This is a genomic window from Nocardioides sp. Soil_C_8, from assembly GCF_057656315.1.
This window is the reverse complement of sequence record NZ_JBDGKQ010000002.1, coordinates 412,868-436,526: the sequence shown is the minus strand read 5'-3', so window position 1 is coordinate 436,526 and position 23,659 is coordinate 412,868. Positions and strand designations below refer to the sequence as shown.

Here is a 23,659-nt window from a genome sequence, read left to right as displayed (position 1 = left end):
GCGATGTGAACAGGGTGCGTCCAAGCCTCAGGCTCCCTGACGCCCGTCACGGGTGGGGCCTCGCGATCCTCGCTAGGCTGGAGCCATGGGGGAGATCGAGAACCGCCCGCACGACCCGTCGCAGATGCGCATCTCCGACGCCGACCGACAGCGCGTCGCCGACGTGCTGCGCGACGCTGCAGGGGAGGGCCGCCTCGACCTCGACGAGCTCGAGGAGCGGCTCGAGCTCACCTGGCACGCCAAGACCTACGGCGACCTCGTGCCGATCACGCTCGACCTGCAGGCCGCCGGCCCCGCCACGCCACCGGCCGGCGCGCCGGTCCGTCGTACGCCGTCGTCGGTGCCCGCGGTCGGGCACAACTCGTCCGTCGCGATCATGAGCGAGTGCAAGCGCCAGGGCGTCTGGTCGGTGCCCGAGCACCACAGCGCCTTCGCCATGATGGGGGGCGTCGTCATCGACCTGCGCCAGGCACAGCTCACCGCCCACGAGACGCTGCTCAACGCCAGCGCGATCATGGGCGAGGTCAAGGTGATCGTGCCGGCCGACATGCACGTCGTCATGGACGGCACCCCGATCATGGGCGAGTTCACCCAGGCCAAGGACAAGGTGCCCGCCCAGGTCGGGCCGGGTTCTCCCGTCGTCCGCATCCGCGGGATGGCCCTGATGGGATCGGTCACGGTGCAGCGCCAGCCGGCGCCCGGCACGCCGAAGAAGTACCTCGGCACCTACTGACCGACGCCTGACCTGGTCCGGCCCACCGACACGCGCGACCACGGGTCGAGCCGTCGTTGCTGCTGCCATCCCCGGGCCCTACTGTGACCCGGGTCACTTCACTACGGATCGTCCGGCACGTACCTGCCGGTGAAGGAGCAGAACATGGCATCAGTGACGTTCGAGAAGGCGCAGCGGTGGTATCCGGGCGCCGACGAGCCGGCCGTGCCCGGCATCGACCTGGAGATCAAGGACGGCGAGTTCATGGTGCTCGTCGGCCCCTCCGGCTGCGGGAAGTCCACGACCCTGCGGATGCTCGCGGGGCTCGAGGAGGTCAACGACGGGCGCATCTACATCGGTGACCGCGAGGTCACCAACGTGCCGCCCAAGGACCGCGACATCGCGATGGTCTTCCAGAACTACGCGCTCTACCCCCACATGACGGTCGAGGAGAACATGGCGTTCTCCCTCAAGATGGCCAAGGTGCCCGCGTCGGAGCGCAAGGAGCGGGTGGCGAAGGCCGCCGAGATCCTCGGCCTGACCGAGTTCCTCGAGCGCAAGCCCAAGGCGCTCTCGGGCGGCCAGCGCCAGCGGGTGGCGATGGGCCGCGCGATCGTCCGCGCACCGCAGGTCTTCTGCATGGACGAGCCGCTGTCGAACCTCGACGCCAAGATGCGGGTGCAGACCCGCACCGACATCGCGCGCCTGCAGCAGGACCTCGGCGTGACGACCGTCTACGTCACCCACGACCAGGTCGAAGCGATGACGATGGGCGACCGGGTCGCGGTGATGAAGCTGGGCGTGCTCCAGCAGGTCGACACCCCGCTCAAGCTCTACGACAAGCCCGCGAACCTCTTCGTCGCCGGCTTCATCGGCTCGCCGCAGATGAACCTGATGGAGGGCACGGCGGTCGACGGCGACGTCAAGATCGGCAGCTACACCGTGCCGGTCGACCCGACGGCCGAGCGCAAGATGTCGGGCCGGGTCACCGTCGGCGTCCGGCCGGAGAACTGGCGCATCGTCACCGCCGAGGAGGGTGGCCTGCCGGTCAAGGTCACGGTCGTCGAGGAGCTCGGCGCCGACAGCTTCGTCTACGGCACCTGCGACGTGGAGGGCACGCCGTCCAACGTGATCGTCCGCGTCGCCGGCCGGCAGCACCCGCAGAAGGGGGAGACGCTCCACGTCACCACCGACCCCCAGAACGTGCACGTCTTCGACACCGAGTCGGGCGAGCGACTCTCGGACTGACGGCTGGAGCACGAGACCGCCGAGCCCCCGGGAGCCCGCTCCCGGGGGCTCGACCGTGTCCGCTCCGACATCGCCATACTGTGCTGGTGAGCCGCACCGAGACGGAGACCGACGCCGGCTTCGAGCAGCGGCTCGCCGAGCTTGAGCCCGACCTGCGCGACACCGTGGCGCGCGTCTACGGCGTCGACGCCGCACCCGGGGTGACCAGGGCACTGGTCGAGGTCGCCCGGGCGGCGCACGCGGCGCGGCCGGCCGAGCTGCGGGCCCTCGACGAGCGGCGGCTGTCCGAGCCCGACTGGTTCCAGCGGTCGTCGATGGTCGGCTACGCCGCCTACGCGGACCGGTTCGCCGGGACGCTGCGCGGCGTGGGGGAGCGCGCCGCCCACCTGCGGGACCTCGGAGTCGGCTACCTCCACCTGATGCCCCTGCTGACGCCGCGGCCGGCTCCGAACGACGGTGGCTACGCGGTCATGGACTACCGGTCCGTGCGCCCCGACCTCGGCACCGTCGACGACCTGCGCGACCTGGCGACCACCCTGCGCGGCGAGGGCATCAGCCTCTGCCTCGACCTCGTGCTCAACCACGTCGCGCGCGAGCACGAGTGGGCCGTCGCGGCCCGGGCGGGCGACCCGGCCAGGCGGGCGTACTTCCACGTCCACCCCGACCGCGAGGTCCCCGACGCCTACGAGGCGACGCTGCCGGAGGTGTTCCCCGACTTCGCGCCGGGCAGCTTCACGTGGGACGAGGAGCTGACCGGCTGGGTCTGGACGACGTTCAACGACTACCAGTGGGACCTCGACTGGTCGAACCCCGCCGTGCTCCGCGAGTTCGCGGACATCATCCTGACGCTGGCCAACGTGGGCGTGGAGGTGTTCCGCCTCGACGCGATCGCCTTCATCTGGAAGCGCCTCGGCACCGACTGCCAGAACCAGCCCGAGGTGCACGAGCTCACGCGGGCACTCCGCACGGTCGCCCGGATCGCGGCCCCGGCCGTCCTCTTCAAGGCGGAGGCGATCGTCGGGCCGGCGGACCTGCCGGCGTACCTCGGCGTCGGCGAGCACGCCGGGCGGGTCAGCGACCTCGCCTACCACAACGGGCTGATGGTGCAGGTCTGGTCGATGCTCGCCTCGCGCGAGGCCCGCCTGGCGTCGTACGCCCTGCAGCAGCTGCCACAGCCACCGTCGACCACCGCCTGGATCACCTACGTGCGCTGCCACGACGACATCGGCTGGGCGATCTCCGACGAGGACGCCCGCGCCGTGGGCCTCGACCCGGCCGCGCACCGGCGCTTCCTGTCCGACTTCTACTCCGGCTCCTTCCCCGGCTCGTGGGCGCGGGGGCTGGTCTTCCAGCACAACGAGCAGACCGGCGACCGCCGGATCTCCGGCTCGCTCGCGTCGCTCGCGGGGCTCGAGGCGGGTGACCCGCACGCGGTCGCGCGCATCCTGCTCGCGCACGCGATCATCCTGTCCTTCGGCGGCCTGCCGGTGATCTGGATGGGCGACGAGCTCGGGCTGCTCAACGACCGCGGGTGGGCCGACGACCCCGACCACGCCGCCGACAACCGATGGGTGCACCGTCCGCGGATGCCGTGGGCCGACGTCGAGGCCGACCCCGACCCGTACGGCATCGCGTCCGGCCTGCGGCACCTGGTCGACGTACGACGCTCGCTGCCGCACCTGCACGCCGCGTCCCCCACCGAGGTGTGGGACCCGCGCGACCCCGGGGTGCTGCTCGTGGTCCGCCGGCACCCCGACGGCCCGCTCCTGGCCGCCGCCAACGTCACCGACCGCGAGGCGTGGGTGGCCGCCGACGTGCTGCACTGGCTGGGCCTGCACTCCGACGACCTGGTGGACGCCCTCACCGGCGAGGCGCCGGACCTCCACGACGGTGCGGTCCGGCTCGAGCCCTACGCGGCGGCGTGGCTGCACGCCTCGCCGGCCCCGCCCGCCTGAGCCGAGCGGAGCCCCGGACGCGGCGAAGCCCCGGGAGCAGTGCTCCCGGGGCCTCATCTCCGCGCCGACCAGCGGGGTCGGACGTCAGCTGGCGGTCAGGCTTCGGTCAGGCTTCGCTCAGGTGGTGGCCTGGTCCGATCCGGGCTGGACCTCGTCCTGCTCCCGTCCGACCTCCTCGGCCTTCGCCATCGCGTTGCCTCCCGGCACGGTGCCCGCGCGGCTCGTGTCCATCGTGAGGTTCTCGCCCGTCGAGGGGTCGAAGAGGTGGATCTTGCGGGCGTCGACCCAGATCGTGGCGTCGTCGCCCTCGCTGATCCGGCTGGCGCCGTCGAGCGAGATCACCAGCTGTGTGCGGAGCGACTCGCCGTCGAGGTCGCGCTCGAGCTGCTGCAGCTGCTTCTCCACCTCCGGCGGGGCCTCGAACGGCACGTAGGCGTAGGCCTCGTTGCCGAGCCACTCGACCACGTCGACCTTGGCGTGGAAGGTGGCGTCGTCGGTCACCTTGTCCGAGTCCACGACGCTCGCGTCCTCGAAGTGGTCCGGACGGATGCCGGCGATGAGCAGGTCCTTGCCCTGCGCCTTTTCCGCCTTGTCGCTCGGGAGCTTCACGCTGCCGAACGGCAGCTCGACGGTGTCACCCTTGACGGTCGCCGGCAGGAAGTTCATCGGCGGGGAGCCGATGAACCCGGCGACGAACAGGTTGCACGGGTTCTCGTAGAGCTCCCGCGGGGTGGCGAGCTGCTGGAGGACGCCGCGCTTGAGCACCGCGACGCGGTCGCCGAGCGTCATCGCCTCGGTCTGGTCGTGCGTGACGTAGACCGTGGTGATGCCCAGCCGCTTCTGGAGCCGCGAGATCTCCGTGCGCATCTGCCCGCGCAGCTTGGCGTCGAGGTTGGACAGCGGCTCGTCGAAGAGGAACGCCTCCGCGTTGCGGACGATCGCGCGGCCCATGGCGACGCGCTGTCGCTGGCCACCCGAGAGGTTGCCGGGCTTGCGCTCCAGGTGCTCGTCGAGCTCGAGCGTCTTGGAGGCGTCCCGCACCTTCTGGTCCACCTCGGAGTCCGGGGCGCCGGCGAGGCGCAACGGGAACGCGATGTTCTCGTAGACCGTGAGGTGGGGGTAGAGCGCATAGTTCTGGAAGACCATGGCGAGGTTGCGGTCGCGCGGGGCGAGGTCGTTGACCTTCTTCCCACCGATCACCATGTCGCCGCTGGTGATGTCCTCCAGCCCCACGATCATCCGCAGCAGCGTCGACTTCCCGCAGCCGGAGGGCCCGACCAGGATCAGGAACTCCCCGTCCGCGACGTCGATGCTGACGTCGTTGACGGCGGGGAAGCCGTCGCCGTACTGCTTGACGATGTTCTTCATCTCGATGGCAGCCATGGCGGCCTCACCCCTTCACTGCGCCGGAGGTCAGGCCGGCGACGATTCTGCGCTGGAACAACAGGACGATGACGATCACCGGCAGCGTGACGATCACCGAGGCGGTCGCCAGCTGTGCGTACGGTGGGTTGAACGGGTCGGGTCCGACGAAGAACGACATCTGCGCCGGCACGGTCCTCGAGGCGGTGGTCGAGGTCAGCGAGATCGCGAGCACGAACTCGTTCCACGCGAAGAAGAAGGTCAGGATCGCCGCGGTGAAGACACCGGGAGCGGCGAGCGGGACGATCACCTTGCGGAAGGCCTGCCACGACGTCGCGCCGTCGACCTGGGCCGCCTGCTCCATCTCCCACGGGATCTCCCGGAAGAAGGCCGACAGGGTCCAGATCGCCAGCGGGAGCGTGAACGACATGTAGGGGATGATCAGGCCGGGCCAGGTGTTGAACAGCCCGAACCTGGTCCACAGGTCGAACAGCGGGCCCACCAGCGCGACGACTGGGAACATCGCGATCGCCAGCGCCAGCGAGAGGACCAGCCGCTTGCCCTTGAACTCCAGCCGGGCGATGGCGTAGGCCGCCAGCGTCGCGAAGATCACCGACAGCAAGGTGGCGATCAGTGCGATCCCGAAGGAGTTGAGGAGCGCCCGGGTGAAGTCCGGGTTGTCGATGATCGCGGTGTAGTTGTCGAACGTCGGGTCCTCGGGCAGGAACTGCGGACTGCCGACCGCGGTCTCGCCCTCGGACTTGAACGACAGCGAGATGATCCACGCCACCGGGAACAGGCACCACAGCAGGATCAGCACGAAGCCGAGCCAGGTGCCGATCGCGTTCTTGCCCTTCATCAGCCCTCACCTCTCGCAGACGCCAGGTCGACCCGGAACAGCTTCACGATCAGCCACGCGAGCAGCAGCACCGACAGGAAGAGCACCACCGAGAGCGCCGATCCCAGGCCGAGCTGCATCTGCTCGATCACCTGCCGGTAGGTGAGGAAGGAGATCGACTCCGTGTCCTGGGCTCCTCGCGTCATGATGTAGATGTTGTCGAAGATGCGGTAGGCGTCGAGGGCACGGAAGAGGACCGCGACCATGATCGCGGCCCGCATGTTGGGCAGGATCACCTTCCACAGCCGCTGCCACCAGGTGGCTCCGTCGACCTGGGCCGCCTCGAGCATGTCCTCGCTGACCTGGGACAGGCCGGCGAGCAGCAGCAGCGCCATGAACGGCGTGGTCTTCCAGATCTCGGAGACCATGATCGCGAACATCGCGTGCCAGTGGTCACCGAACCAGTTGGTGTCCTCGGCGATCCACGGCAGCCAGTTGAACCACGCGTTGACGAAGCCGTTGTTCAGCGAGAACGCGAACTGCCAGGCGAACGCGGAGACGACCGTGATGATGCCGTAGGGGATGAGGATGGAGGTCCGCATCAGGCCGCGGGCGAAGATGATGCGGTGCATCACCATCGCGAACGCGAAGCCGATCACCAGCTCGACGGCGACCGTCACGACCATGATCAGGATGGTGTTCCACGTGTCACGCCAGAAGAGGCTGTCGGTGAGGACGGTGACGTAGTTGTCGATGCCGATGAACTCGCGGTCGTCCGGTGCGGTCAGCCGGTACCGGAAGAGCGAGAGGTAGAGCGCCTGGATCATCGGCCAGGCGGTGACCAGCAGCATCATGATGACGGCGGGCGCCACCAGCTTGAGGCCGAGCTTGTTCTCGGCCTTCGACCGGTCGCTCGCCGCAGGCTTGGCTGACACGTCGGCCGGTGGGCGTTGCAGGGTGGTGCTCACAGCAATCTCCCTCCTTCCAGGATCTGCTGGGTGAAGTCCTGGGACTCCGGGGGCGTGTCCTGGTTGACGCTGGCCGGCGGGTGCCAGGTGTTCTGGAGCGAGCTCGAGATGTCGCTCCAGTACGGCGTGACGGACCGGGGCGCCGAGGCGTCCACGCTCTCCTGGAAGAGCTGCCGGAGGTCGTCGGGGTACGCCTCCTTCAGGGCCGGGTAGTCGTAGCCGGCCGTGCTCGCCGGCATGTTGCCGGTCAGGTCGGCGTTGATGCCCTGCTGCTCGGGCTCCACCAGGCAGGCGGCGGCCTCCAGCGCGAGGTCCTTGTTGTCGGAGAACTCGCTGACGCCGATGCCGATGCCGCCGTAGGGCGGACGGGACTCCTCACCCTCGACGGTCTGGGGGTAGCGGGTGTAGCCGATGTCCTTCGCGACGTCGGGGTCGGTCTCGTCGTAGTTGTGGAAGATGTAGGTCCAGTTGACCATGAAGGAGCCCTTGTCCCCTCCGAAGGTCGAGCCGGCGGTGCCCTCGTTGGACACGCTGAGGTCGGCGGGAGCGGCCTCGGAGCTGGCGAGCTCCTCGATGATCTTCGCGGCGTCCTCGCCCTGCTGGCTGTCGATCGTCAGGTCGAGGTCCACGCCCTTGTCGGCGTTCTCCACCAGCTGTCCGCCGGCGCCCTCGATCAGCGCGTTGATCCAGACGCTGTAGCCCTCGTACTTGTTGGCCTGCACGCCGATCTGTCCGCCGTTGTCCGCCGCCGTCTGGATGATCTGGTCCCACGTGACCGGCTGGGACATGTCGATGCCCGCCTTCTCCACGAAGGACTTGCGGTACCAGAGCACCTGGGTGTTGGACCAGAACGGGAAGACGACCAGCTTGTCCTCCCACGTGGCCGCGTCCATCGCGCCCTTGAAGGTCCCCTGCTCCTCGAGCTGCGTCCTCGCGTCCTGCGGGAGCTCGGCGAGGAAGCCGGCGTCGGCGAACTCCGCCGTGAACGGCGGGTCCAGCGACATCAGGTCGATCGCCGGGTCCTTGGCCGCGAGGCGTCGCGACAGCTGGATCCGCTGCTGGCTCGAGTCCTGGGGGAGCACCTGGGTGGTGATGGTGTACTCGTCGGTCGAGCACTTCTCGGCGACCGCGTCCTGCCCACCGGCGTCGGGGTTGATGTACCAGACCAGCTCGGGCTTGCCGCTGTCCCCGCTGCAGGCGGCGAGGAGGCTGCTGGCCAGCGCCAGCGTGACCGCCGATGCGGCGATGCGTCGAGACCGCGGACGACCGCGGGATCGGGTCGATGAACGTGGTGCCATGCGCCCCTCCTATGTATGACGTGGATCACTGGTCTATCGGCTGCGGCTACTGTTTGGCAACAGCGCCTCACCCAGAGGAAGATCGTGACGAGAGAGGCCCCTGTGACGAGATGGTTCGCGCCCGGTCGCATCAACCTGGTCGGTGAGCACACCGACTACAACGACGGCTTCGTCCTCCCGTTCGCACTCACGGTCGGGTGCGCCGCGACGGTGTCGGCGGACGGGGGAGCCGACGGCTGGACGGTCCGCTCCGCACAGCAGTCCGACCCGGTCGTCGTACGCCGGTCGGGGCTGACAGAGGCCGACCTGCAGGCCGTTCCCGAGTGGTCGCGCTACGTGCTGGGGGCGCTGTGGCTGCTCACCGACCGCGGCGTCGAGGTGCCTCCGCTCGAGGTCGTGGTCGACTCCGACGTCCCCTCGGGAGCCGGGCTCTCGTCGTCGGCCGCGCTGGTGTGCTCGGTGGCCCGGGCCGTCGACGACCACCTCGGCCTCGGGCTCGACGACGACGCCCTCTTCGCCCTGACCCGCGACGTGGAGAACGACGCCGTGGGCGCGCCGACCGGTGGTATGGACCAGCTGGTCAGCCTGCGCGGCGAAGCGGGCCACGCCCTCTTCTGCGACATGCGCAGCCACGCGACCCGGTCGGTCCCGCTCGACCTGGCAGGCAGCGGCCTGGCGGTGCTGGTGGCCGACACCCGCGCCCCGCACCGCCACTCCGACGGGGAGTACGGCGCCCGGCGCCGCGGCTGCGAGGAGGCGGCCCGCCGCCTCGGTGTCCCCGCGCTGCGCGACGTGACCGCCGACGACCTCGACGACGCGCTCGGCCGCCTCGACGACGACGAGCTGCGGCGCTACGTGCGCCACGTCGTCACCGAGGACGACCGCGTGCTGTCGGTGGTGCGCCTGCTCGACGCCGGCCGGCTCCCCGACATCGGGTCGCTCCTCACCGCGTCGCACCGCTCCATGCGCGACGACTTCCGGATCACCGTGCCCGAGGTCGACACGGCCGTCGACGCGCTGCTCGAGGCGGGTGCATTCGGGGCCAGGATGACCGGCGGCGGCTTCGGCGGCTGCGTCATCGGGCTGGTGCCCGAGGAGTCGGCGGACGCGGCGGGCGACGCCGTACGCCGTGCGTTCGCGGACGCCGGCTTCGGGGAGCCCGACCTCTTCCCGGCCGAGCCGTCGCAGGGCGCGCACCCGGTCGCTGGACAGTGAGTCTCCGAGAGACTCAGCCCTGCTTGTAGGGGGAACCTGTCACTCGGAGGCCTTTGCAACCCCCTCCAGGTGACAGTTTCCCCGCTCGAGCGGGGAATCCGACGAGAGCAACCAGCCGCTACGCAGCCCGGTCGGCGGTCCGCCGGATCGCCTCGACGAAGGTGCCGAAGAGCTCGGGCGGCAGGTCGTGGCCCATCCCGTCGATGGTGATCAGCTCGGCGCCGGGGATGGCGGCGGCGGTGGAGCGCCCGCCGCTGACGTGCACCATCTTGTCGGCGTTGCCGTGGATGACGAGTGCCGGGACGCGGAGGCTGCGCAGCCGCGGGGTGCGGTCGCCCTGGGTGAGGATCGCGAGCATCTGCCGCAGCACCCCGCTGGCGCTGACGCCGCGGTCGAAGGTCTCCCCGGCACGGGTGCGCAGGGCGTCGGGCTCGGACGGGTAGGCGGCCGAGCCGATCAGCGACCACATGGCGATGCTGCTCTCGACGTAGGCGTCGCGCCCGGCCTTGCGCGGGCCGATCAGGCGCGGCAGCAGGGAGGGGTGCTGCCAGCCGACGGTGCGCCGCCCGGTGGTGGAGCTGATGCTGGTCAGCGACCGCACCCGCGTCGGGTGCTCGACGGCGACCGTCTGCGCGATCATCCCGCCCATCGACACGCCGACGAGGTGTGCGGACTCCAGGCCGAGGTGGTCGAGCAGGGCGACGGCGTCACCGGCGAGGTCGGACATCGAGTACGGCGTGCGCGCGCGGCCGGTCGCGAAGGCGCGCACGAGCTGGTCGCGCCGGACCGGCGCCGAGACGCGGGTCGACCTGCCGGTGTCGCGGTTGTCGTAGCGCACCACGTGGAAGCCGGCGCCCGCGAGCTGCTCGCAGAAGGCCTGGTCCCACCACGTCATCGGCCCGCTCAGCCCCATCACGAGGAGCAGCGGCTCGTCGTCGGGGTCGCCGAAGGTCTGGTAGCAGAGCTCGACGTCGTTGCCGACCGGCGCGCGGAGCTCGTCGGACGCGACGGGCGGCTGGGAGCTGTCTCGATGGGGCTCGGGCATGCCGCCAGTGAACACGACAGCCGTCCCCAAATAAACGCAAAGTGGCCCACATCCCCGGTGCCAAGGGGGTTCTGGGCTAGGTTCGATGATTGTGACGCAGCGCACAACGGCCGCTTTCCTCACCCCGGAGGGCTTTTCGCAGCCCTCCGTGGTGGCGGTGCTGCGCGAGGGCTCGGTCCTCACCGAGGCCGGTCGCTACGCGGTCTCGGCCCTGGGCTCGCGCGGTGCACGACGGCGTACGCCGCTGGGCTCGCGTCCGCTCCGGACGGGTGAGCCGGTGCTGCTGGTGCCGGGGTTCCTGGCCGGCGACTCGTCGCTCGGGCCGATGAGCCGGACCCTGCGCCACCAGGGCTTCCGCACCTACCGCGCGGACATCCGCGCCAACGTCGGCTGCACGCTGTCGGCCGCCGCACAGCTCGAGGAGCGGCTGGAGGAGATCTCCCAGCGCCGCGGGTCCCGCGTCCGCGTCGTGGGCCACAGCCTCGGCGGGATGCTGGCCAGAGGCGTCGCCGCCCGGCGGCCCGACCTCGTCGCGGGCATCGTCACGATGGGCAGCCCGGTGCTCGCGCCGGGGGCCCACCACGTCTCGCTGGCGCGCAGCGTCGACCTGCTCGTACGGCTCAACCGCGCCGGGTTGCGTGGGCTGATGGCGGAGGACTGCGTCGCGGGGAGCTGCGCGCGGGAGAGCTTCGACCAGGCGCGCGCACCGCTGCCCGAGGACGTCGACTTCACCGCGATCTTCTCCCGGCGCGACGGCATCGTCGACTGGCGCGCGTGCGTCGACCCGGCCGCCCGACCGGTGGAGGTGCGGTCGTCGCACGTGGGGATGGCGTTCGACCCGCTCGTCATCACCGCGGTCTCGGCAGCGCTGCGGCCAGCCGGTCAGCCCTCAGTTGTCGAAGTCGATCACGGAGAGATCGCGTAGCTTCGAGAGCTGGTGCTCGGCGGTGATCGACCGGACCGTGCCGCTGCGCGAGCGCATCACCAGCGAGTGGGTGGTCACGCCGTTGCCGCGGTAGCGCACCCCGCGCATGAGCTCGCCGTCGGTGATCCCAGTGGCCACGAAGAACGCGTCGTCGCCGGTGACCAGGTCGTCCGTGCCGAGCACGAAGTCGCGGTCGAGGTTGTGGCCGGCGTCGAGGGCGCGCTGGCGCTCGTCGTCGTCCTGCGGCCAGAGCTGGCCCTGGATCTTGCCGCCGATGCACTTCATCGCGCAGGCCGCGATGATGCCCTCGGGGGTGCCGCCGATGCCGAGCATGAGGTCGACGCCCGTGTCGGGGCGGGCCGCCATGATCGCGCCGGCGACGTCGCCGTCGGTGATGTACTTGATGCGGGCACCCGTCGCGCGGATGTCGTCGACCAGCTGGGCGTGCCGCGGCCGGTCGAGGAGCACGACGGTCACGTCGTGGACCGAGATGTTCTTCGCCTTGGCGACGCGGGCGATGTTCTCCTTGACGGGCAGCCGGATGTCGACGTGGTCGGCGGCCTCGGGACCGGTCGCGAGCTTGTCCATGTAGAAGACCGCGCTCGGGTCGTACATCGAGCCGCGCGGCGAGACGGCGAGCACCGACACGGCGTTGCTCATGCCCTTGGCGGTCAGCGTCGTGCCGTCGATCGGGTCGACCGCGACGTCGCACTCGGGGCCGGAGCCGTCGCCGACCTCCTCGCCGTTGAACAGCATGGGGGCGTTGTCCTTCTCGCCCTCGCCGATCACCACGGTGCCGCGCATCTCGACGGTGGAGATCATGTGGCGCATCGCCTCCACCGCGACGCCGTCGGCGTCGTTCTTGTCGCCGCGACCGACCCACCGCCCGGCCGCCATCGCGGCGGCCTCGGTGACCCGCACCAGCTCGAGGGCGAGGTTGCGTTCGGGCTGCGGCGCGAGCTGGGACGAGGTGGGGCTCATGTCGCGCATGCTATCGACGGGCGGGGTACCTGCTCACCGCGGTCGCCTTGGCCGACAGCCACACCTCGCGGCCCGGGGCCAGCTCCAGCTCGGCGGCCGCGGCGGGCGTCAGGTCGGCGAGGAGGTCGGGGGAGGCGTGCGCCAGCAGGCGTACGGCGTCGCCGTGCGGCGCGAGCGTCGCGATCGGCCCGTGCCAGCGCAGGCGCGTCGACCCCTCGGGCTCGTGCAGCGACACGACGACGGCGTCGGGGGTGAAGGCGATGAGGTCCTCGCCGTCGGGCACGAGGTTGAGCCCCACGAGGCGCGCGACGTGGGGGGTGCGGGGCTCGGCGGCGACCTCCGCGGGTGGGCCGACCTGCGCCACCCTCCCGTCGTCGAGGACCAGGACCCTGTCGGCCAGTGTCAGCGCGTCGATCGCGTCGTGGGTGACCAGCAGCGCGATGCCGGGGAACTCGCGCAGGTGGCGCCCGAGCTCGATCCGCAGCGCCATCTGGACCGACACGTCGAGTCCCGTGAACGGCTCGTCGAGCAGCAGCACGTCGGGCTCGGTGGCCAGGGCCCGCGCGATGGCGACGCGCTGCGCCTGCCCGCCGGAGAGCTCGCGCGGCTTGCGCGCCGCGAGGTCGGCGATGCCGAACCGCTCGAGCCAGTCGCGCGCGACGGACTCGGCCCTCGCCCGGCCCTCGCCGCGGGCGCGCAGGCCGAAGGCCACGTTGTCGACGGCGGTGAGGTGAGGGAAGAGCAGCTGCCCCTGGAACACCAGGCCCACCCGGCGCTCCCGGACGGGCAGCGTGAGCAGGTCGGTGTCGCCGAGACGCGCGCTGCCCTCGACGTCGACGAGACCGGCGACCGCGTGGAGCAGCGAGCTCTTGCCGGCGCCGTTGGGGCCGATGACGGCCAGCACCTCGCCCGGCTCGGCGGCGAACGCGGCGTCGACGCGCCCGGCGACCCGCAGGTCGGCCACGAGCCGGGCTCCCGGGGCCGTGCTCACGGCGTGCCCAGCCAGTGGTCGCGCAGGGCCACGAGGATGCCGACGGAGACCAGCAGCATCAGCAGGCTGAGCGAGATGGCGGCGGCCTGGTCGGACTGACGGGTCACGTAGATCAGTGTCGGCATCGTCTGGGTGGTGCCCGGGTAGTTGCCGTTGAAGGTGATGGTCGCGCCGAACTCGCCGAGCGACCGGGCCCACCCGAGGACGGTCCCGGCGACCACCCCGGGCAGCGCGAGCGGGACGGTGACCCGTCGGAACGTCGTCCAGCGAGTGGCGCCGAGCGTCGCCGCGGCTTCGTCGTACCTCGGGTCGGCCGAGCGCAGGGCGCCCTCGATGGCGATCACCACGAAGGGCATCGACACGAAGACGTGCGCCAGCACGACGCCGTACGTCGTGAAGGGGAAGGCGAAGCCCGTCCACTCGAGCAGCGGCTCGCCGACGACGCCGGTGCGCCCGAAGGCGCTGCGCAGCGCGACGCCGGCGACGACCGGCGGCAGCACCAGCGGCACGGTCACCAGGGCACGTACGGCGCCGCGGCCGCGGAAGTCGACCCGGGCCAGCAGCCAGGCCAGCGGCAGTCCCAGCAGCAGGCAGAAGGCGATCGCCACGGTCGAGGTGACGAGCGACAGCCGGAGCGCGTCACGCGCGGCCGGGGAGGTCAGGTGGCCGGGCAGCGCCTGCCAGTCGGCGGCGGCGACCATCGCCACCAGCGGGACGAGCAGGAGGAGGGTGGCGAGGACCGCCGGCACCATCAGCAGGGCCGGTGGCCGCCCGAGGCGGTCGGTCACGGGCTGCCGAAGCCGGCGTCCCCGAGGATCGCCTGCCCCTCGTCGGAGGTCACCCATGCGACCCAGTCGGCGGCGAGGTCGGCGTCCTCGGACTGGTCGAGGGTCGCTGCGTAGTAGGAGGTGAGCGCCTCCTCGGCTGCGGGGATCTCCACCGCGTCGACGTCGTCCGCCGCGGCGACCGCGTCGGTGCTGTAGACCAGCCCGGCGTCCGCCTCCCCGGAGACCACCTTGTCGAGCGTGGCGCGGACGTCCTCCTCCAGGCTGGCCGGCTCGGCCGTGACGCCGGCGGCGTCGAGCAGCGATCCGGCGACCTTGCCGCACGGCACCTCGTCGGCACAGCGCACCCACGTGGCACCGTCGAGGTCGTCGAGCGACTCGATGCCGGCCGGGTTGCCCTTCGGTACGACGATGGTGAGGACGTTGGTGGCGAAGGTCTCGACGTCGCCGGTGACGCCGGCGTCCTCGGCCAGCTGCATCGACGCCTCGTCGGCCGTGGCCAGCACGTCGCCGGGCGCGCCGTCGGCGACCTGCTCGGCGAGGTCGGTGCTCGAGCCGAAGGAGAACCTGACGGTCGCGTCGTGCTCCTCCTCGAACGGCGTCGCGAGCTCGTCGAAGACGTCGGTCAGCGAGGCGGCGGCGAGCACGGTGAGCTCGTCGCCGCCTCCTCCGCCGCCACTCCCGGCGGCGTCCCCGTCGTCACCACCCCCGCAGGCGGCGAGGGGGAGCAGCAGGACGAGCGCGGCGAGCCTCTTCACTTCGGTACCTCCACGACGACGTTGGTGGACTTGACGCTCGCGATGGCACGCACGCCCGGCTCGAGGCCGAGCTCGTCGGCGGCGTCGGTGCTCATCAGCGACACCACCCGGTAGGGGCCGCAGATCATCTCCACCTGCGCCATGACGGGGTCGCGCTTGACCCGCGTCACGATCCCGCTCATCCGGTTGCGGGCGCTGACCGTGCCGGCGCGGGTGCGGTCGCGCTCGGCGAGCTCGCCCGACTCGGCGAGGTGCTCGGCGAGCTCGGCCAGGTCGTGGCCCGCCACCGTCGTGCGGCCCTCGTCGCGGCGCGAGGGCAGCCGGCCGGCGTCCACCCAGCGGCGTACGGTGTCGTCGCTGACCGCCAGGATCTCGGCCGCCTCCGCGATTCGGTAGGTGATCACGGGTGGAGTATGCCGCACCTGCGGTGCGCTGTGCTTTATTCGCCCGCACCTGAGGTTTCGGCTCGCGTCCCCGGCTCCGCTGCAACGCCGGGTTGGTGCCTGTACCCACTGGGATACAGCACCGGGGGTAGAGGCACCAACCCGGCGTTACAGCGCTCAGGGCGGGCTGGGAGGATGGGGCACGTGAGTGCGCAGGGACAGCCGAGCCGTTACACGCGCTCCTTCAACGGGATGACCGGCGCCCTGATCGTCACGGTGCTCGCGGTGCTGGCGTTCGTCGCGTGGCGCGGGCTGTGGCGCACCGACGTGGACAACGAGCCGCAGGCCGTCGACTGGCAGGCGCGGGTCGAGCTCGCGGAGCAGGCCGACTTCCCGGTCGTCCACCCGCGCGAGCTGCCGGCCGGGTGGACGGCCACCAGCACCGAGCTCGCCGCGGGCGACGACCCGCGCTGGAGCCTGGGCGTGCTGACCGAGGAGGGACGCTTCGTCGGGATCCGGCAGCAGGACACGTCGGTCGCGGACCTCGTCGAGCTCTACGTCGACGAGGAGGCCGAGGCCGGCGCCGACGCCACGGTGCCGTCCGACATCACCGACACCTGGCAGACCTGGTCCGACGACGGCGGCGACGTGGGCTACTCCACCGAGATCGGCGACGAGGCGCTCCTCGTCTACGGCTCCGCACCTGCCGAGGACATCGAGACGTACATCGGGCTGCTGACGCAGTAGTCGCCACCGTCTCCGCCGCCCCTCAGGTCGTACGGCGTCAGCGGTGAGTGAGACATCTTTTCGGGCGACAGAAGATGTCTCACTCACCGCTGCCCCGGGGTCATGCGCCCGGGCGGTGAGTGAGACACCTTTTCGGGCGACAGAAGATGTCTCACTCACCGCTGGGGCAACGGACGTGCGGCGACTGGGCGCGGGCGCGGCCGGTGCGTGAGCCACATTCGTGGCCGCCGGAATGTGGCTGGCACACCGCCCCTGGGGCGGGGCGACGGTCAGGCGTCGGCGTCCGGGCCGATCGCGTCGTCGAGGCGCTTGCGGGCGCCGTCGAGCCACTGCTGGCAGACCTTGGCGAGGGCCTCGCCGCGCTCCCAGAGCGCGAGCGACTCCTCGAGGGTGGTCCCGCCGGCCTCGAGGGTGCGCACCACCTCGATGAGCTCCTCCCGGGCCTCCTCGTAGCTGGGCTGCTCAGGGGTGGCGTCACTCATCGGGGTCCTCCTCGACCAGGGTGGCTCGTTCGATGCGGTCTGTCGTGGCGTGGATGCGTCCGTCGGCGACCCGGACGGAGACGGCGCCGCCAGCAGCGGCCTGCGCGACGGACGTGACGACGTGGCCGTCGGCGTCCTGGAGCACGGCATAGCCCCTCTGGAGCGTGGCGAGCGGCGAGAGCGCCTGCGCCCGGGCACGCTGGTGGCCGATGTCGTCGGCGGCGCGGTCGAGGCGGTGGGAGAGAGTACGACGGGCGCGCGCGAGCAGGTCGTCGAGCTCGTCGGAGCGGGCGGCGAGCAGGTTGCGGGGGTCGGCCATGGCCGGGCGGGACCGCACCTGCGCCAGCCACTCCTCCTCGCGAGCGATGCGCTGCGTGATGACCTGGCGCAGCCGGTCACGCGCCCACGTCGCGCCCTGGAGCTCCTCGGCCATGTCGGGGACGACGAGCTTGGCCGCATCGGTCGGGGTGGAGGCGCGGACGTCGGCGACGAGGTCGAGCAGCGGCTGGTCGGGCTCGTGGCCGATCGCGGACACCACGGGCGTACGCATGCCGTGGACGGCGCGGATCAGCGCCTCGTCGGAGAAGGGGAGCAGGTCCTCGATGGAGCCACCGCCGCGGGCGACGACGACGACGTCGACGTCGGCGTTGCGCTCGAGCCGGTCGAGCGCCTCCATCACCTCGGCGGCCGAGCGGGTGCCCTGCATGGCGGCGTAGGCCACCTCGAACTGCGCGGCCGGCCAGCGGCGGCGCGCGTTGTCGAGGACGTCGCGCTCGGCGGCGCTGTTGGGCGCGGTCACCAGGCCGACGCGACCGGGCAGGAACGGCAGGTCGCGCTTGAGCTCGGGGGCGAAGAGGCCTTCCGCGGCGAGCAGCTGGCGGCGCCGCTCGAGCCGGGCGAGCAGCTCGCCGAGGCCGACCATCCGGATCTCGCGGGCGGCCAGGGAGAACGACCCGCGGTTGGCGTAGAAGCTCGGCCGCGCGTGCACGACCACGCTGGCCCCCTCGACGAGGGGTGGGTTCATCGAGTCGACGAGCGAGCGGGCGCACGTCAGCGTGACCGAGATGTCGGCGACGGTGTCGCGCAGCGTCATGAAGACCGTCTGCATGCCGGGGCGCCGGTTGACCTGCGCGATCTGTCCCTCCACCCAGACGCCGCCGAGCTTGTCGATCCACTGCGCGACGGCGTTGGCGACGGCCCGCACCGGGGCCGGCGACTCGGCCGTGGCGTCGCGGAGTGAGGGCACGCGGCGAGGATAGGGGAGGGCGGGGACAGGTCCGTAGACTCAGCCCCATGAGCACCGACCTCGGCCTTCCTCCGGTCCTCGACCCCGAGACCGCCAAGAACGTCCTGCTCGCGGCGCCCCGCGGCTACTGCGCCGGCGTGGACCGTGCCGTGATCACGGTCGAGAAGGCGCTCGACCTCTACGGCGCCCCCGTCTACGTTCGCAAGCAGATCGTGCACAACAAGCACGTGGTGGCCAACCTCGAGGCGCGCGGCGCGATCTTCGTCGAGGAGCTCGACGAGGTCCCCGAGGGTCGGACGGTGGTCTTCTCCGCCCACGGCGTCTCCCCGGCGGTCCACGCGCAGGCGGCCGAGCGCGGCCTCAAGACCATCGACGCCACCTGCCCGCTGGTGACCAAGGTGCACCACGAGGCGAAGCGCTTCGCCTCCGACGACTACGACATCCTCCTCATCGGCCACGCCGGCCACGAGGAGGTCGAGGGCACGGCGGGCGAGGCGCCCGACCACATCCAGCTCGTCGAGAGCCCGGCCGACGTCGCGCGCATCGAGGTCCGCGACCCCGCGAAGGTGGCGTGGCTCTCGCAGACCACCCTCAGCGTCGACGAGACCCTCGAGACGGTCGCGGCCATCCGGGAGAAGTTCCCGCTGCTGCTCGACCCGCCGAGCGACGACATCTGCTACGCCACCCAGAACCGCCAGCTCGCCATCAAGGAGATCTCCTCGGCCGCCGACCTGGTCATCGTGGTCGGCTCGCGCAACTCCTCCAACTCCGTGCGCCTCGTCGAGGTGGCCCTCGAGGCCGGTGCCAAGGCGTCGTACCTCGTCGACGACCACACCGAGATCGACGAGGCATGGCTCGACGGCGTCGAGACCGTCTCCGTCACCTCCGGCGCGTCCGTGCCCGAGGACCTCGTCGAGGGCGTGCTCGCGTTCCTCTCCGAGCGTGGCTACCCCGACGCGCGCGCCGTGCACTCGGCCGAGGAGTCGCTCATCTTCGCCCTGCCGCCTGAGCTGCGGCGCGACCTCCGCGCCGCGCAGAAGGCCTGACGGCGACCGCGATGGCGCGCTACCTCGACATCCACCCGGACAACCCGCAGCCGCGCCTGGTCACCCAGGTGGTCGAGGCACTGCGCGCCGACCAGCTCATCGCCTACCCGACCGACTCCGGCTACGCCCTCGGCGCGCAGCTCGGCAACCGCGAGGGGCGCGACCGGATCCTCAAGATCCGCGAGCTCGACGACCGCCACCACTTCACGCTGATGTGCAAGGACTTCTCGCAGCTCGGGCAGTTCGTCCACGTCGACAACAACGCGTTCCGGGCGATCAAGGCCGCGACGCCCGGCCCCTACACGTTCATCCTCCCCGCGACCGGGGAGGTGCCCAAGCGGCTGATGCACCCGAAGAAGCGCACCGTCGGCGTCCGCATCCCCGACCACCGCCTGGTCTGCGCCCTGCTCGAGGAGCTCGGCGAGCCGATCCTCACCAGCACCCTCATCCTCCCCGGCGAGACCGAGGCCAGGACGATGGGCTGGGAGATCAAGGAGGACCTCGACCACGTGGTCGACGTCGTGGTCGAGTCGGGCGAGGTCACCGCCGAGCCCACCTCGGTGATCGACTGGTCCGATGCCGAGCCCGTCGTCGTACGCCACGGGGCGGGCGACGTGTCGCGCTTCGAGGACTGACGCCGCCCGGTCAGCGGGCCGGCTGCCCCAGCTCGCGCTCGAGCTCGGAGGCGAGGTCGCCACGGCGGTGCAGGCGCCAGCCGAGCCAACCCAGGCACAGGGCGTAGCCGATGAAGAGGGCGAGGCCGTGGGTGGCGACCCCGGACACGACGGCCTGCAGGACGCTGTCGTGCGGCTCGGCGACGACGTCGCGCGCGACGAGGGCGAGGAACCCAAAGACCACGACCATCAGGACCGGCGGCAGGAGCGCGACCAGGTAGAAGTCCTGGCGTCGCACCAGCGCCGCCAGGCCCAGGCAGAGCGCCATGAAGCAGAGGTCGAAGAACAGCGTGAGGCTGCCGACCAGCAGCACGTCGAGGGCGACGGCGGTCAGCGTGAGCGCGACGCCCAGGGACACCACCTGCCGGCCCGGCTCCTGCCCGGCCTGCCAGCGCGTGTCGGCCCGCGTCACGGTGCTCAACCTAGAGGCGATCTCACGCGCCCCGCGCGCGGCGCGCCGCGGGGGCCGTCGTGCCGGGGTGCTGGTCGAGCAGGTCGTCGATCGTCGGGTCGCCCGTGGCACCCGGGACGTCGTCGAGGACGCCGAGCTCGGGCGCGGCGGCCGAGCGGGGCACCGTCTCCACCTGGCGCGGACCCTCGAGCTGGTCGTGGGTGACGCCCAGGTCGGCGAAACGGCGAGCGGACACGAGCACGCGGCCCTCCAGGGAGCCCATCGCCTGGTTGTAGGCGACGACGCTGGCGTTGAGCGAGCGGCCCACCTTGTCGAGGTGTCCCGCCATCGAGCCCAGCCGGGCATGGAGCTCCTGCCCGAGCCGCTGCACCTCCTGTGCCTGCTCGTTGAGCAGCTCGTGCTGCCAGCCCTGGGCGACGGTGCGCAGCAGCGCGATCAGCGTGGAAGGCGTGGCCAGCACGACGTTGCGGGCCGCGGCCTGCTCGACGAGGTCGGGCACGGCCTGGAGGGCTGCCTGGAGGATCGCCTCTCCCGGCAGGAACAGGACGACGAACTCCGGGGTGCCGGCCAACGCCTCCCAGTAGCGCCGGGACCCCAGGTCGGCCACGTGCTTGCGGACGTGCTCGCCGAGCCGGGCCAGCGCGCGCTCGTGCTCGGCCGGGTCGTCGGCGCCGGTCAGGTCGAGGAAGGCGGCCAGCGGGGCCTTCGCGTCGACCGCGATGGTGCGGCCGCCGGCCAGGGTGACGACGAGGTCGGGCCGGAGCCGGCCGTCGTCGAGCCGCGTCTGCTCGGCGAAGTCGCAGTGGTCGACCAGCCCGGCGAGCTCGACGGTGCGGCGCAGGTGGAGCTCGCCCCACTGCCCGCGCACCTGTGGCTTGCGCAGGGCGGTCGCGAGCGTGTGGGTCTCCCGGCGCAGCACGTCGGTCGAGTGGCGTACGTCGGCCACCTGCTGGTGCAGCTGGGCCTGCCACGCCGTGCGGTCGTGGGCCAGGTCGCTGAGCTGGTCCTGCAGCCGCTCGAGCCCGTCCTGGACGACCGCGTGGTCGGCGACCCGCTGCTGCAGGGCGGCGATCGCGGTGTCGTCCGCCGGGCGGCTGCGCGCCCAGAGCGCGCCGATCACGGCGCCGAGGGCCAGCCCGACGGCGAGGACCGCCGCCAGCGTCAGCACGAGGGGGAAGGTGTCCATGGGGCCAGCATGGACCGGGGGACTGACATCAGGCGTCGATCAGGCACCCCGGAACGTCCGCCGGTAGGCCGAGGGCGAGACCCCGACGCTCGCGCGCAGGTGCTGGCGCAGGGAGGCGGCGGTGCCCATCCCGGCGCGGGTCGCGACGTCGTCGACGGTCAGGTCGGTGGCCTCGAGGAGGTGCTGCGCGTGGCGGATGCGCTGCTGGGTGACCCAGGCGCCGGGGGACTGGCCGGTCTCGTCGCGGAAGCGGCGGGTGAAGGTGCGCACGCTCATCGACGCCTGACGTGCCAGGGTCGCGACGTCGAGGGGGTGGTCGAGGTGCGCCTGCGCCCAGGCGCGTACGTCGCTGGTCGTCTCGTCGGCGCGGCGGGGGACGTGCCGCTCGATGAACTGTGCCTGCCCGCCGTCGCGCCACGGCGGCACCACCATGTGCCGCGCGACGGCGTTGGCGACCGCTGTGCCGTGGTCGGTGCGCACGAGGTGGAGGCACAGGTCGATGCCGGCGCTCAGGCCGGCGGAGGTCAGCACCCGGCCGTCGTCGGTGAACAGCACGTCCTCGTCGACCGCGACGTCGGGGAAGAGCCGGCGGAAGTCGTCGGCGTACTTCCAGTGCGTCGTCGCGCGGTGGCCGTCGAGGATGCCGGCGGCTGCCAGGACGAACGCCCCGGTGCAGATGGAGACCCAGCGGGCGTCCGCGGGCACGGAGGCCAGCGCGTCGCGGAGGTCGTCGTCGATCGTCCCGTCGCGTCGCGCGGCGGCGACCTGGGTGCCGGGGACGATGACGGTCTGTGCCAGGGCGAGTGCCTCGGGACCGGCCGAGGGAGCGATGGCGTAGCCGCGGGTCGCCTCCACGGGATGCCCGTCGAGCGTCACGACCTCGACGTCGTAGAGCGGGTTGCCATCAACGTCATGGGCCTCGCCCAGCACCTGCGGCGGGATGGTCAGGTCGTAGCCGATGACCGGGGGGATCGCGAGCACCACCACGCGATGGGGCGACGGGACGGGCATGGCCGGATTCTTGCACATGTTGGCATTCCGGCCACTCGTCGCCAGCAGGGTCGAGACGTCAGACTGCTCCGGTGACGATGACGACTCCTTCCGAGCCGACCCTCGGGCGACCGCAGCGGCTCCACTGGGCATGGGTGGTGGCCGCGGTCGCGTTCGTGACGCTCGTGGGGGCGGCCGCCTTCCGGTCCGTGCCCGGCGTGCTGATCGAGCCGCTGCACGACGAGTTCGGCTGGTCGCACGGGCTGATCGGCTCGGCGGTCTCGCTCAACCTCATGCTCTTCGGCCTCATCTCGCCGTTCGCTGCGGCCCTGATGGACCGCTTCGGCGTCCGGCCGGTCGTCACGTTCGCGCTGCTGATGGTCGCCGTCGGCAGCGGGCTGACCGTCTTCATGACCGAGCCCTGGCAGCTGGTGCTGTGCTGGGGCCTGCTCGTCGGCATCGGCACCGGGTCGATGTCGATGGCCTTCGTCGCCACCATCACGAGCCGCTGGTTCGTCGCCCGCCGCGGTCTCGTCAGCGGCATCCTCACCGCGGGCAACGCCACCGGCCAGCTGGTCTTCCTGCCGGTCGTCGCGTGGCTCGCCACCCACCACGGCTGGCGTACGGCGGCGCTGCTGGCCGCCGCGGCCGCGCTGGCCGTCGTACCCCTGGTCCTGCTGCTCCTGCGCAACCACCCGGCCGACCTCGGGCTGCAGGCGTTCGGCGCCACGGAGGCCGATCCCGGCCCGCCGCCCCACCAGCACGTCGGCTCCAGCGCGGGCCGCGCGCTCTCGGTGCTGCGCGACGCCGCCCGCAGCCGCACGTTCTGGCTCCTCGCCGGTGGCTTCGCCATCTGCGGGATGACCACCAACGGCCTGATCGCGACCCACTTCGTGCCGGCCGCCCACGACCACGGGATGCCGGCCACGACCGCCGCCTCCCTGCTCGCGGTCGTCGGGATCTTCGACGTGGTCGGCACGATCGCCTCGGGCTGGCTCACCGACAAGGTCGACCCGCGGCTGCTGCTGGTGGGCTACTACGCCCTGCGCGGGGTCGGCCTGATGGTGCTGCCCGCGCTGATGTCGCCGCACGTGGAGCCGAGCATGTGGGTCTTCATCATCGTCTACGGCCTCGACTGGGTCGCGACCGTGCCGCCCACCGTCGCCCTGTGCCGGGAGTGGTTCGGCGCGGCGGCCGGCCCGATCGTCTTCGGCTGGGTGTTCGCCAGCCACCAGGTCGGCGCCGCCGTCGCCGCCACCGGCGCCGGCGTGGTCCGCGACGTCACCGGTGGCTACGACCCGGCCTTCTACGCCGCGGCCGCTCTCTGCGCCCTCGCCGCGGTGATGTCGTACGCCATCCGGCGCACGCCGCAGCCCGCGGTCACGGCGCCCCCGGCCGGCGTGATGTGACGC

General features: G+C 71.8%; 24 protein-coding genes. 9 read left to right on the top strand and 15 right to left on the bottom strand.

Annotation, left to right across the window (positions count from 1 at the left end):
- Window positions 1-85 precede the first annotated feature (85 nt).
- The 3 genes from AC3A3L_RS11915 to AC3A3L_RS11905 all read left to right on the top strand — a co-directional run bounded on the left by AC3A3L_RS11915 (window position 86) and on the right by AC3A3L_RS11905 (window position 3,915).
- Complete coding sequence (locus AC3A3L_RS11915; protein ID WP_487640242.1) at window positions 86-733, top strand: DUF1707 SHOCT-like domain-containing protein; 648 nt, start codon at window positions 86-88, stop codon at window positions 731-733.
- A 144-nt stretch (window positions 734-877) separates the two neighbouring features.
- The gene (locus AC3A3L_RS11910; RefSeq protein WP_487640241.1) at window positions 878-1,960 is read left to right on the top strand and encodes an ABC transporter ATP-binding protein; all 1,083 of its coding nucleotides are present in this window, start codon (window positions 878-880) and stop codon (window positions 1,958-1,960) included.
- Window positions 1,961-2,046: 86 nt separating this feature from the next.
- Window positions 2,047-3,915, top strand: coding sequence for an alpha-amylase family protein (locus AC3A3L_RS11905; protein ID WP_487640240.1), 1,869 nt, complete (start codon window positions 2,047-2,049; stop codon window positions 3,913-3,915).
- Between the two features lie 117 nt (window positions 3,916-4,032).
- Here the strand turns inward: AC3A3L_RS11905 and AC3A3L_RS11900 are convergent, their stop codons facing one another.
- The 4 genes from AC3A3L_RS11900 to AC3A3L_RS11885 are packed head-to-tail and all read right to left on the bottom strand — an operon-like array spanning window position 4,033 to window position 8,381.
- Window positions 4,033-5,298: an ABC transporter ATP-binding protein gene (locus AC3A3L_RS11900; RefSeq protein WP_487640239.1), complete on the bottom strand. Its 1,266-nt coding sequence runs from the start codon at window positions 5,296-5,298 to the stop codon at window positions 4,033-4,035.
- A gap of 7 nt (window positions 5,299-5,305) precedes the next feature.
- Window positions 5,306-6,136 (bottom strand): carbohydrate ABC transporter permease, encoded by an 831-nt coding sequence (locus AC3A3L_RS11895; RefSeq protein WP_487640238.1) that lies wholly within the window; start codon window positions 6,134-6,136, stop codon window positions 5,306-5,308.
- Window positions 6,136-7,083 (bottom strand): carbohydrate ABC transporter permease, encoded by a 948-nt coding sequence (locus AC3A3L_RS11890; RefSeq protein WP_487640237.1) that lies wholly within the window; start codon window positions 7,081-7,083, stop codon window positions 6,136-6,138. The genes AC3A3L_RS11895 and AC3A3L_RS11890 overlap by 1 nt, the downstream gene beginning before the upstream one ends.
- A complete protein-coding gene (locus AC3A3L_RS11885) occupies window positions 7,080-8,381 on the bottom strand; it encodes an extracellular solute-binding protein (protein WP_487640236.1) in 1,302 nt (433 codons plus the stop codon). Before AC3A3L_RS11885 ends, AC3A3L_RS11890 begins: the two co-directional genes overlap by 4 nt.
- 102 nt (window positions 8,382-8,483) lie before the next feature.
- On the opposite strand from AC3A3L_RS11885, the gene galK reads away from it, so the two are divergent.
- Window positions 8,484-9,596: a galactokinase gene (gene galK, locus AC3A3L_RS11880; RefSeq protein ID WP_487640235.1), complete on the top strand. Its 1,113-nt coding sequence runs from the start codon at window positions 8,484-8,486 to the stop codon at window positions 9,594-9,596.
- Between the two features lie 118 nt (window positions 9,597-9,714).
- Here the strand turns inward: galK and AC3A3L_RS11875 are convergent, their stop codons facing one another.
- Window positions 9,715-10,641, bottom strand: a complete 927-nt coding sequence (locus tag AC3A3L_RS11875; protein WP_487640234.1) for an alpha/beta fold hydrolase — start codon at window positions 10,639-10,641, stop codon at window positions 9,715-9,717.
- Window positions 10,642-10,732: 91 nt separating this feature from the next.
- Between AC3A3L_RS11875 and AC3A3L_RS11870 the strand changes: the two genes are divergently transcribed.
- Window positions 10,733-11,566 carry an alpha/beta hydrolase gene (locus tag AC3A3L_RS11870; RefSeq protein ID WP_487640233.1) on the top strand — a complete coding sequence of 278 codons (834 nt, stop codon included), beginning with the start codon at window positions 10,733-10,735 and terminating at the stop codon, window positions 11,564-11,566.
- Here AC3A3L_RS11870 and glpX read toward each other — a convergent pair.
- From glpX to AC3A3L_RS11845, 5 genes are read right to left on the bottom strand one after another with little or no spacing between them, the layout of a single operon-like run.
- On the bottom strand, window positions 11,531-12,556 hold the full coding sequence (gene glpX, locus AC3A3L_RS11865; protein WP_487640232.1) for a class II fructose-bisphosphatase: 1,026 nt from the start codon (window positions 12,554-12,556) through the stop codon (window positions 11,531-11,533). The two genes, AC3A3L_RS11870 and glpX, sit on opposite strands and share 36 nt — an antisense overlap.
- Window position 12,557: 1 nt before the next feature.
- Window positions 12,558-13,538 (bottom strand): sulfate/molybdate ABC transporter ATP-binding protein, encoded by a 981-nt coding sequence (locus AC3A3L_RS11860; RefSeq protein ID WP_487640231.1) that lies wholly within the window; start codon window positions 13,536-13,538, stop codon window positions 12,558-12,560.
- The gene (locus AC3A3L_RS11855; RefSeq protein WP_487640230.1) at window positions 13,535-14,326 is read right to left on the bottom strand and encodes an ABC transporter permease; all 792 of its coding nucleotides are present in this window, start codon (window positions 14,324-14,326) and stop codon (window positions 13,535-13,537) included. Before AC3A3L_RS11855 ends, AC3A3L_RS11860 begins: the two co-directional genes overlap by 4 nt.
- The gene (gene modA / locus AC3A3L_RS11850) at window positions 14,323-15,081 is read right to left on the bottom strand and encodes a molybdate ABC transporter substrate-binding protein (RefSeq protein WP_487640229.1); all 759 of its coding nucleotides are present in this window, start codon (window positions 15,079-15,081) and stop codon (window positions 14,323-14,325) included. Before modA ends, AC3A3L_RS11855 begins: the two co-directional genes overlap by 4 nt.
- Entirely contained in the window at window positions 15,078-15,485 is a 408-nt protein-coding gene (locus tag AC3A3L_RS11845; RefSeq protein WP_487640228.1) for a TOBE domain-containing protein, read from the bottom strand. The genes modA and AC3A3L_RS11845 overlap by 4 nt, the downstream gene beginning before the upstream one ends.
- Window positions 15,486-15,668: 183 nt before the next feature.
- On the opposite strand from AC3A3L_RS11845, the gene AC3A3L_RS11840 reads away from it, so the two are divergent.
- Window positions 15,669-16,211: a DUF4245 domain-containing protein gene (locus AC3A3L_RS11840; protein WP_487640227.1), complete on the top strand. Its 543-nt coding sequence runs from the start codon at window positions 15,669-15,671 to the stop codon at window positions 16,209-16,211.
- A 269-nt stretch (window positions 16,212-16,480) separates the two neighbouring features.
- Here AC3A3L_RS11840 and AC3A3L_RS11835 read toward each other — a convergent pair whose 3' ends face one another.
- Together AC3A3L_RS11835 and xseA are read right to left on the bottom strand one after the other, a co-directional pair.
- Window positions 16,481-16,693: an exodeoxyribonuclease VII small subunit gene (locus AC3A3L_RS11835; RefSeq protein WP_487640226.1), complete on the bottom strand. Its 213-nt coding sequence runs from the start codon at window positions 16,691-16,693 to the stop codon at window positions 16,481-16,483.
- On the bottom strand, window positions 16,686-17,939 hold the full coding sequence (gene xseA, locus AC3A3L_RS11830; protein WP_487640225.1) for an exodeoxyribonuclease VII large subunit: 1,254 nt from the start codon (window positions 17,937-17,939) through the stop codon (window positions 16,686-16,688). The genes AC3A3L_RS11835 and xseA overlap by 8 nt, the downstream gene beginning before the upstream one ends.
- Before the next feature lie 47 nt (window positions 17,940-17,986).
- On the opposite strand from xseA, the gene AC3A3L_RS11825 reads away from it, so the two are divergent.
- Together AC3A3L_RS11825 and AC3A3L_RS11820 are read left to right on the top strand one after the other, a co-directional pair.
- On the top strand, window positions 17,987-18,985 hold the full coding sequence (locus AC3A3L_RS11825; RefSeq protein WP_487640224.1) for a 4-hydroxy-3-methylbut-2-enyl diphosphate reductase: 999 nt from the start codon (window positions 17,987-17,989) through the stop codon (window positions 18,983-18,985).
- 11 nt (window positions 18,986-18,996) lie between these two features.
- Window positions 18,997-19,620, top strand: coding sequence for an L-threonylcarbamoyladenylate synthase (locus tag AC3A3L_RS11820; RefSeq protein ID WP_487640223.1), 624 nt, complete (start codon window positions 18,997-18,999; stop codon window positions 19,618-19,620).
- Window positions 19,621-19,630: 10 nt separating this feature from the next.
- Here AC3A3L_RS11820 and AC3A3L_RS11815 read toward each other — a convergent pair whose 3' ends face one another.
- From AC3A3L_RS11815 to AC3A3L_RS11805, 3 genes are read right to left on the bottom strand one after another with little or no spacing between them, the layout of a single operon-like run.
- The gene (locus tag AC3A3L_RS11815; RefSeq protein WP_487640222.1) at window positions 19,631-20,071 is read right to left on the bottom strand and encodes a DUF6542 domain-containing protein; all 441 of its coding nucleotides are present in this window, start codon (window positions 20,069-20,071) and stop codon (window positions 19,631-19,633) included.
- Between the two features lie 22 nt (window positions 20,072-20,093).
- Complete coding sequence (locus AC3A3L_RS11810) at window positions 20,094-21,257, bottom strand: DNA recombination protein RmuC (protein ID WP_487640221.1); 1,164 nt, start codon at window positions 21,255-21,257, stop codon at window positions 20,094-20,096.
- A gap of 39 nt (window positions 21,258-21,296) precedes the next feature.
- Window positions 21,297-22,268, bottom strand: coding sequence for a GlxA family transcriptional regulator (locus AC3A3L_RS11805; RefSeq protein ID WP_487640220.1), 972 nt, complete (start codon window positions 22,266-22,268; stop codon window positions 21,297-21,299).
- Between the two features lie 77 nt (window positions 22,269-22,345).
- Here AC3A3L_RS11805 and AC3A3L_RS11800 point away from each other — a divergent pair, with 77 nt between their 5' ends.
- Window positions 22,346-23,656: an MFS transporter gene (locus AC3A3L_RS11800; protein WP_487640219.1), complete on the top strand. Its 1,311-nt coding sequence runs from the start codon at window positions 22,346-22,348 to the stop codon at window positions 23,654-23,656.
- Window positions 23,657-23,659: the final 3 nt, after the last annotated feature.

Bases quoted from the DNA above. Each gene is read 5' to 3' on its own strand.
- AC3A3L_RS11915 (WP_487640242.1), top strand. From the start codon at position 86: ATGGGGGAGATCGAGAACCGCCCGCACGACCCGTCGCAGATGCGCATC.
- AC3A3L_RS11910 (WP_487640241.1), top strand. From the start codon at position 878: ATGGCATCAGTGACGTTCGAGAAGGCGCAGCGGTGGTATCCGGGCGCC.
- AC3A3L_RS11900 (WP_487640239.1), bottom strand. From the start codon at position 5,298: ATGGCTGCCATCGAGATGAAGAACATCGTCAAGCAGTACGGCGACGGC.
- AC3A3L_RS11895 (WP_487640238.1), bottom strand. From the start codon at position 6,136: ATGAAGGGCAAGAACGCGATCGGCACCTGGCTCGGCTTCGTGCTGATC.
- AC3A3L_RS11885 (WP_487640236.1), bottom strand. From the start codon at position 8,381: ATGGCACCACGTTCATCGACCCGATCCCGCGGTCGTCCGCGGTCTCGA.
- AC3A3L_RS11875 (WP_487640234.1), bottom strand. From the start codon at position 10,641: ATGCCCGAGCCCCATCGAGACAGCTCCCAGCCGCCCGTCGCGTCCGAC.
- glpX (WP_487640232.1), bottom strand. From the start codon at position 12,556: ATGCGCGACATGAGCCCCACCTCGTCCCAGCTCGCGCCGCAGCCCGAA.
- AC3A3L_RS11835 (WP_487640226.1), bottom strand. From the start codon at position 16,693: ATGAGTGACGCCACCCCTGAGCAGCCCAGCTACGAGGAGGCCCGGGAG.
- AC3A3L_RS11825 (WP_487640224.1), top strand. From the start codon at position 17,987: ATGAGCACCGACCTCGGCCTTCCTCCGGTCCTCGACCCCGAGACCGCC.
- AC3A3L_RS11820 (WP_487640223.1), top strand. From the start codon at position 18,997: ATGGCGCGCTACCTCGACATCCACCCGGACAACCCGCAGCCGCGCCTG.
- AC3A3L_RS11810 (WP_487640221.1), bottom strand. From the start codon at position 21,257: ATGGACACCTTCCCCCTCGTGCTGACGCTGGCGGCGGTCCTCGCCGTC.
- AC3A3L_RS11805 (WP_487640220.1), bottom strand. From the start codon at position 22,268: ATGCCCGTCCCGTCGCCCCATCGCGTGGTGGTGCTCGCGATCCCCCCG.
- AC3A3L_RS11800 (WP_487640219.1), top strand. From the start codon at position 22,346: ATGACGACTCCTTCCGAGCCGACCCTCGGGCGACCGCAGCGGCTCCAC.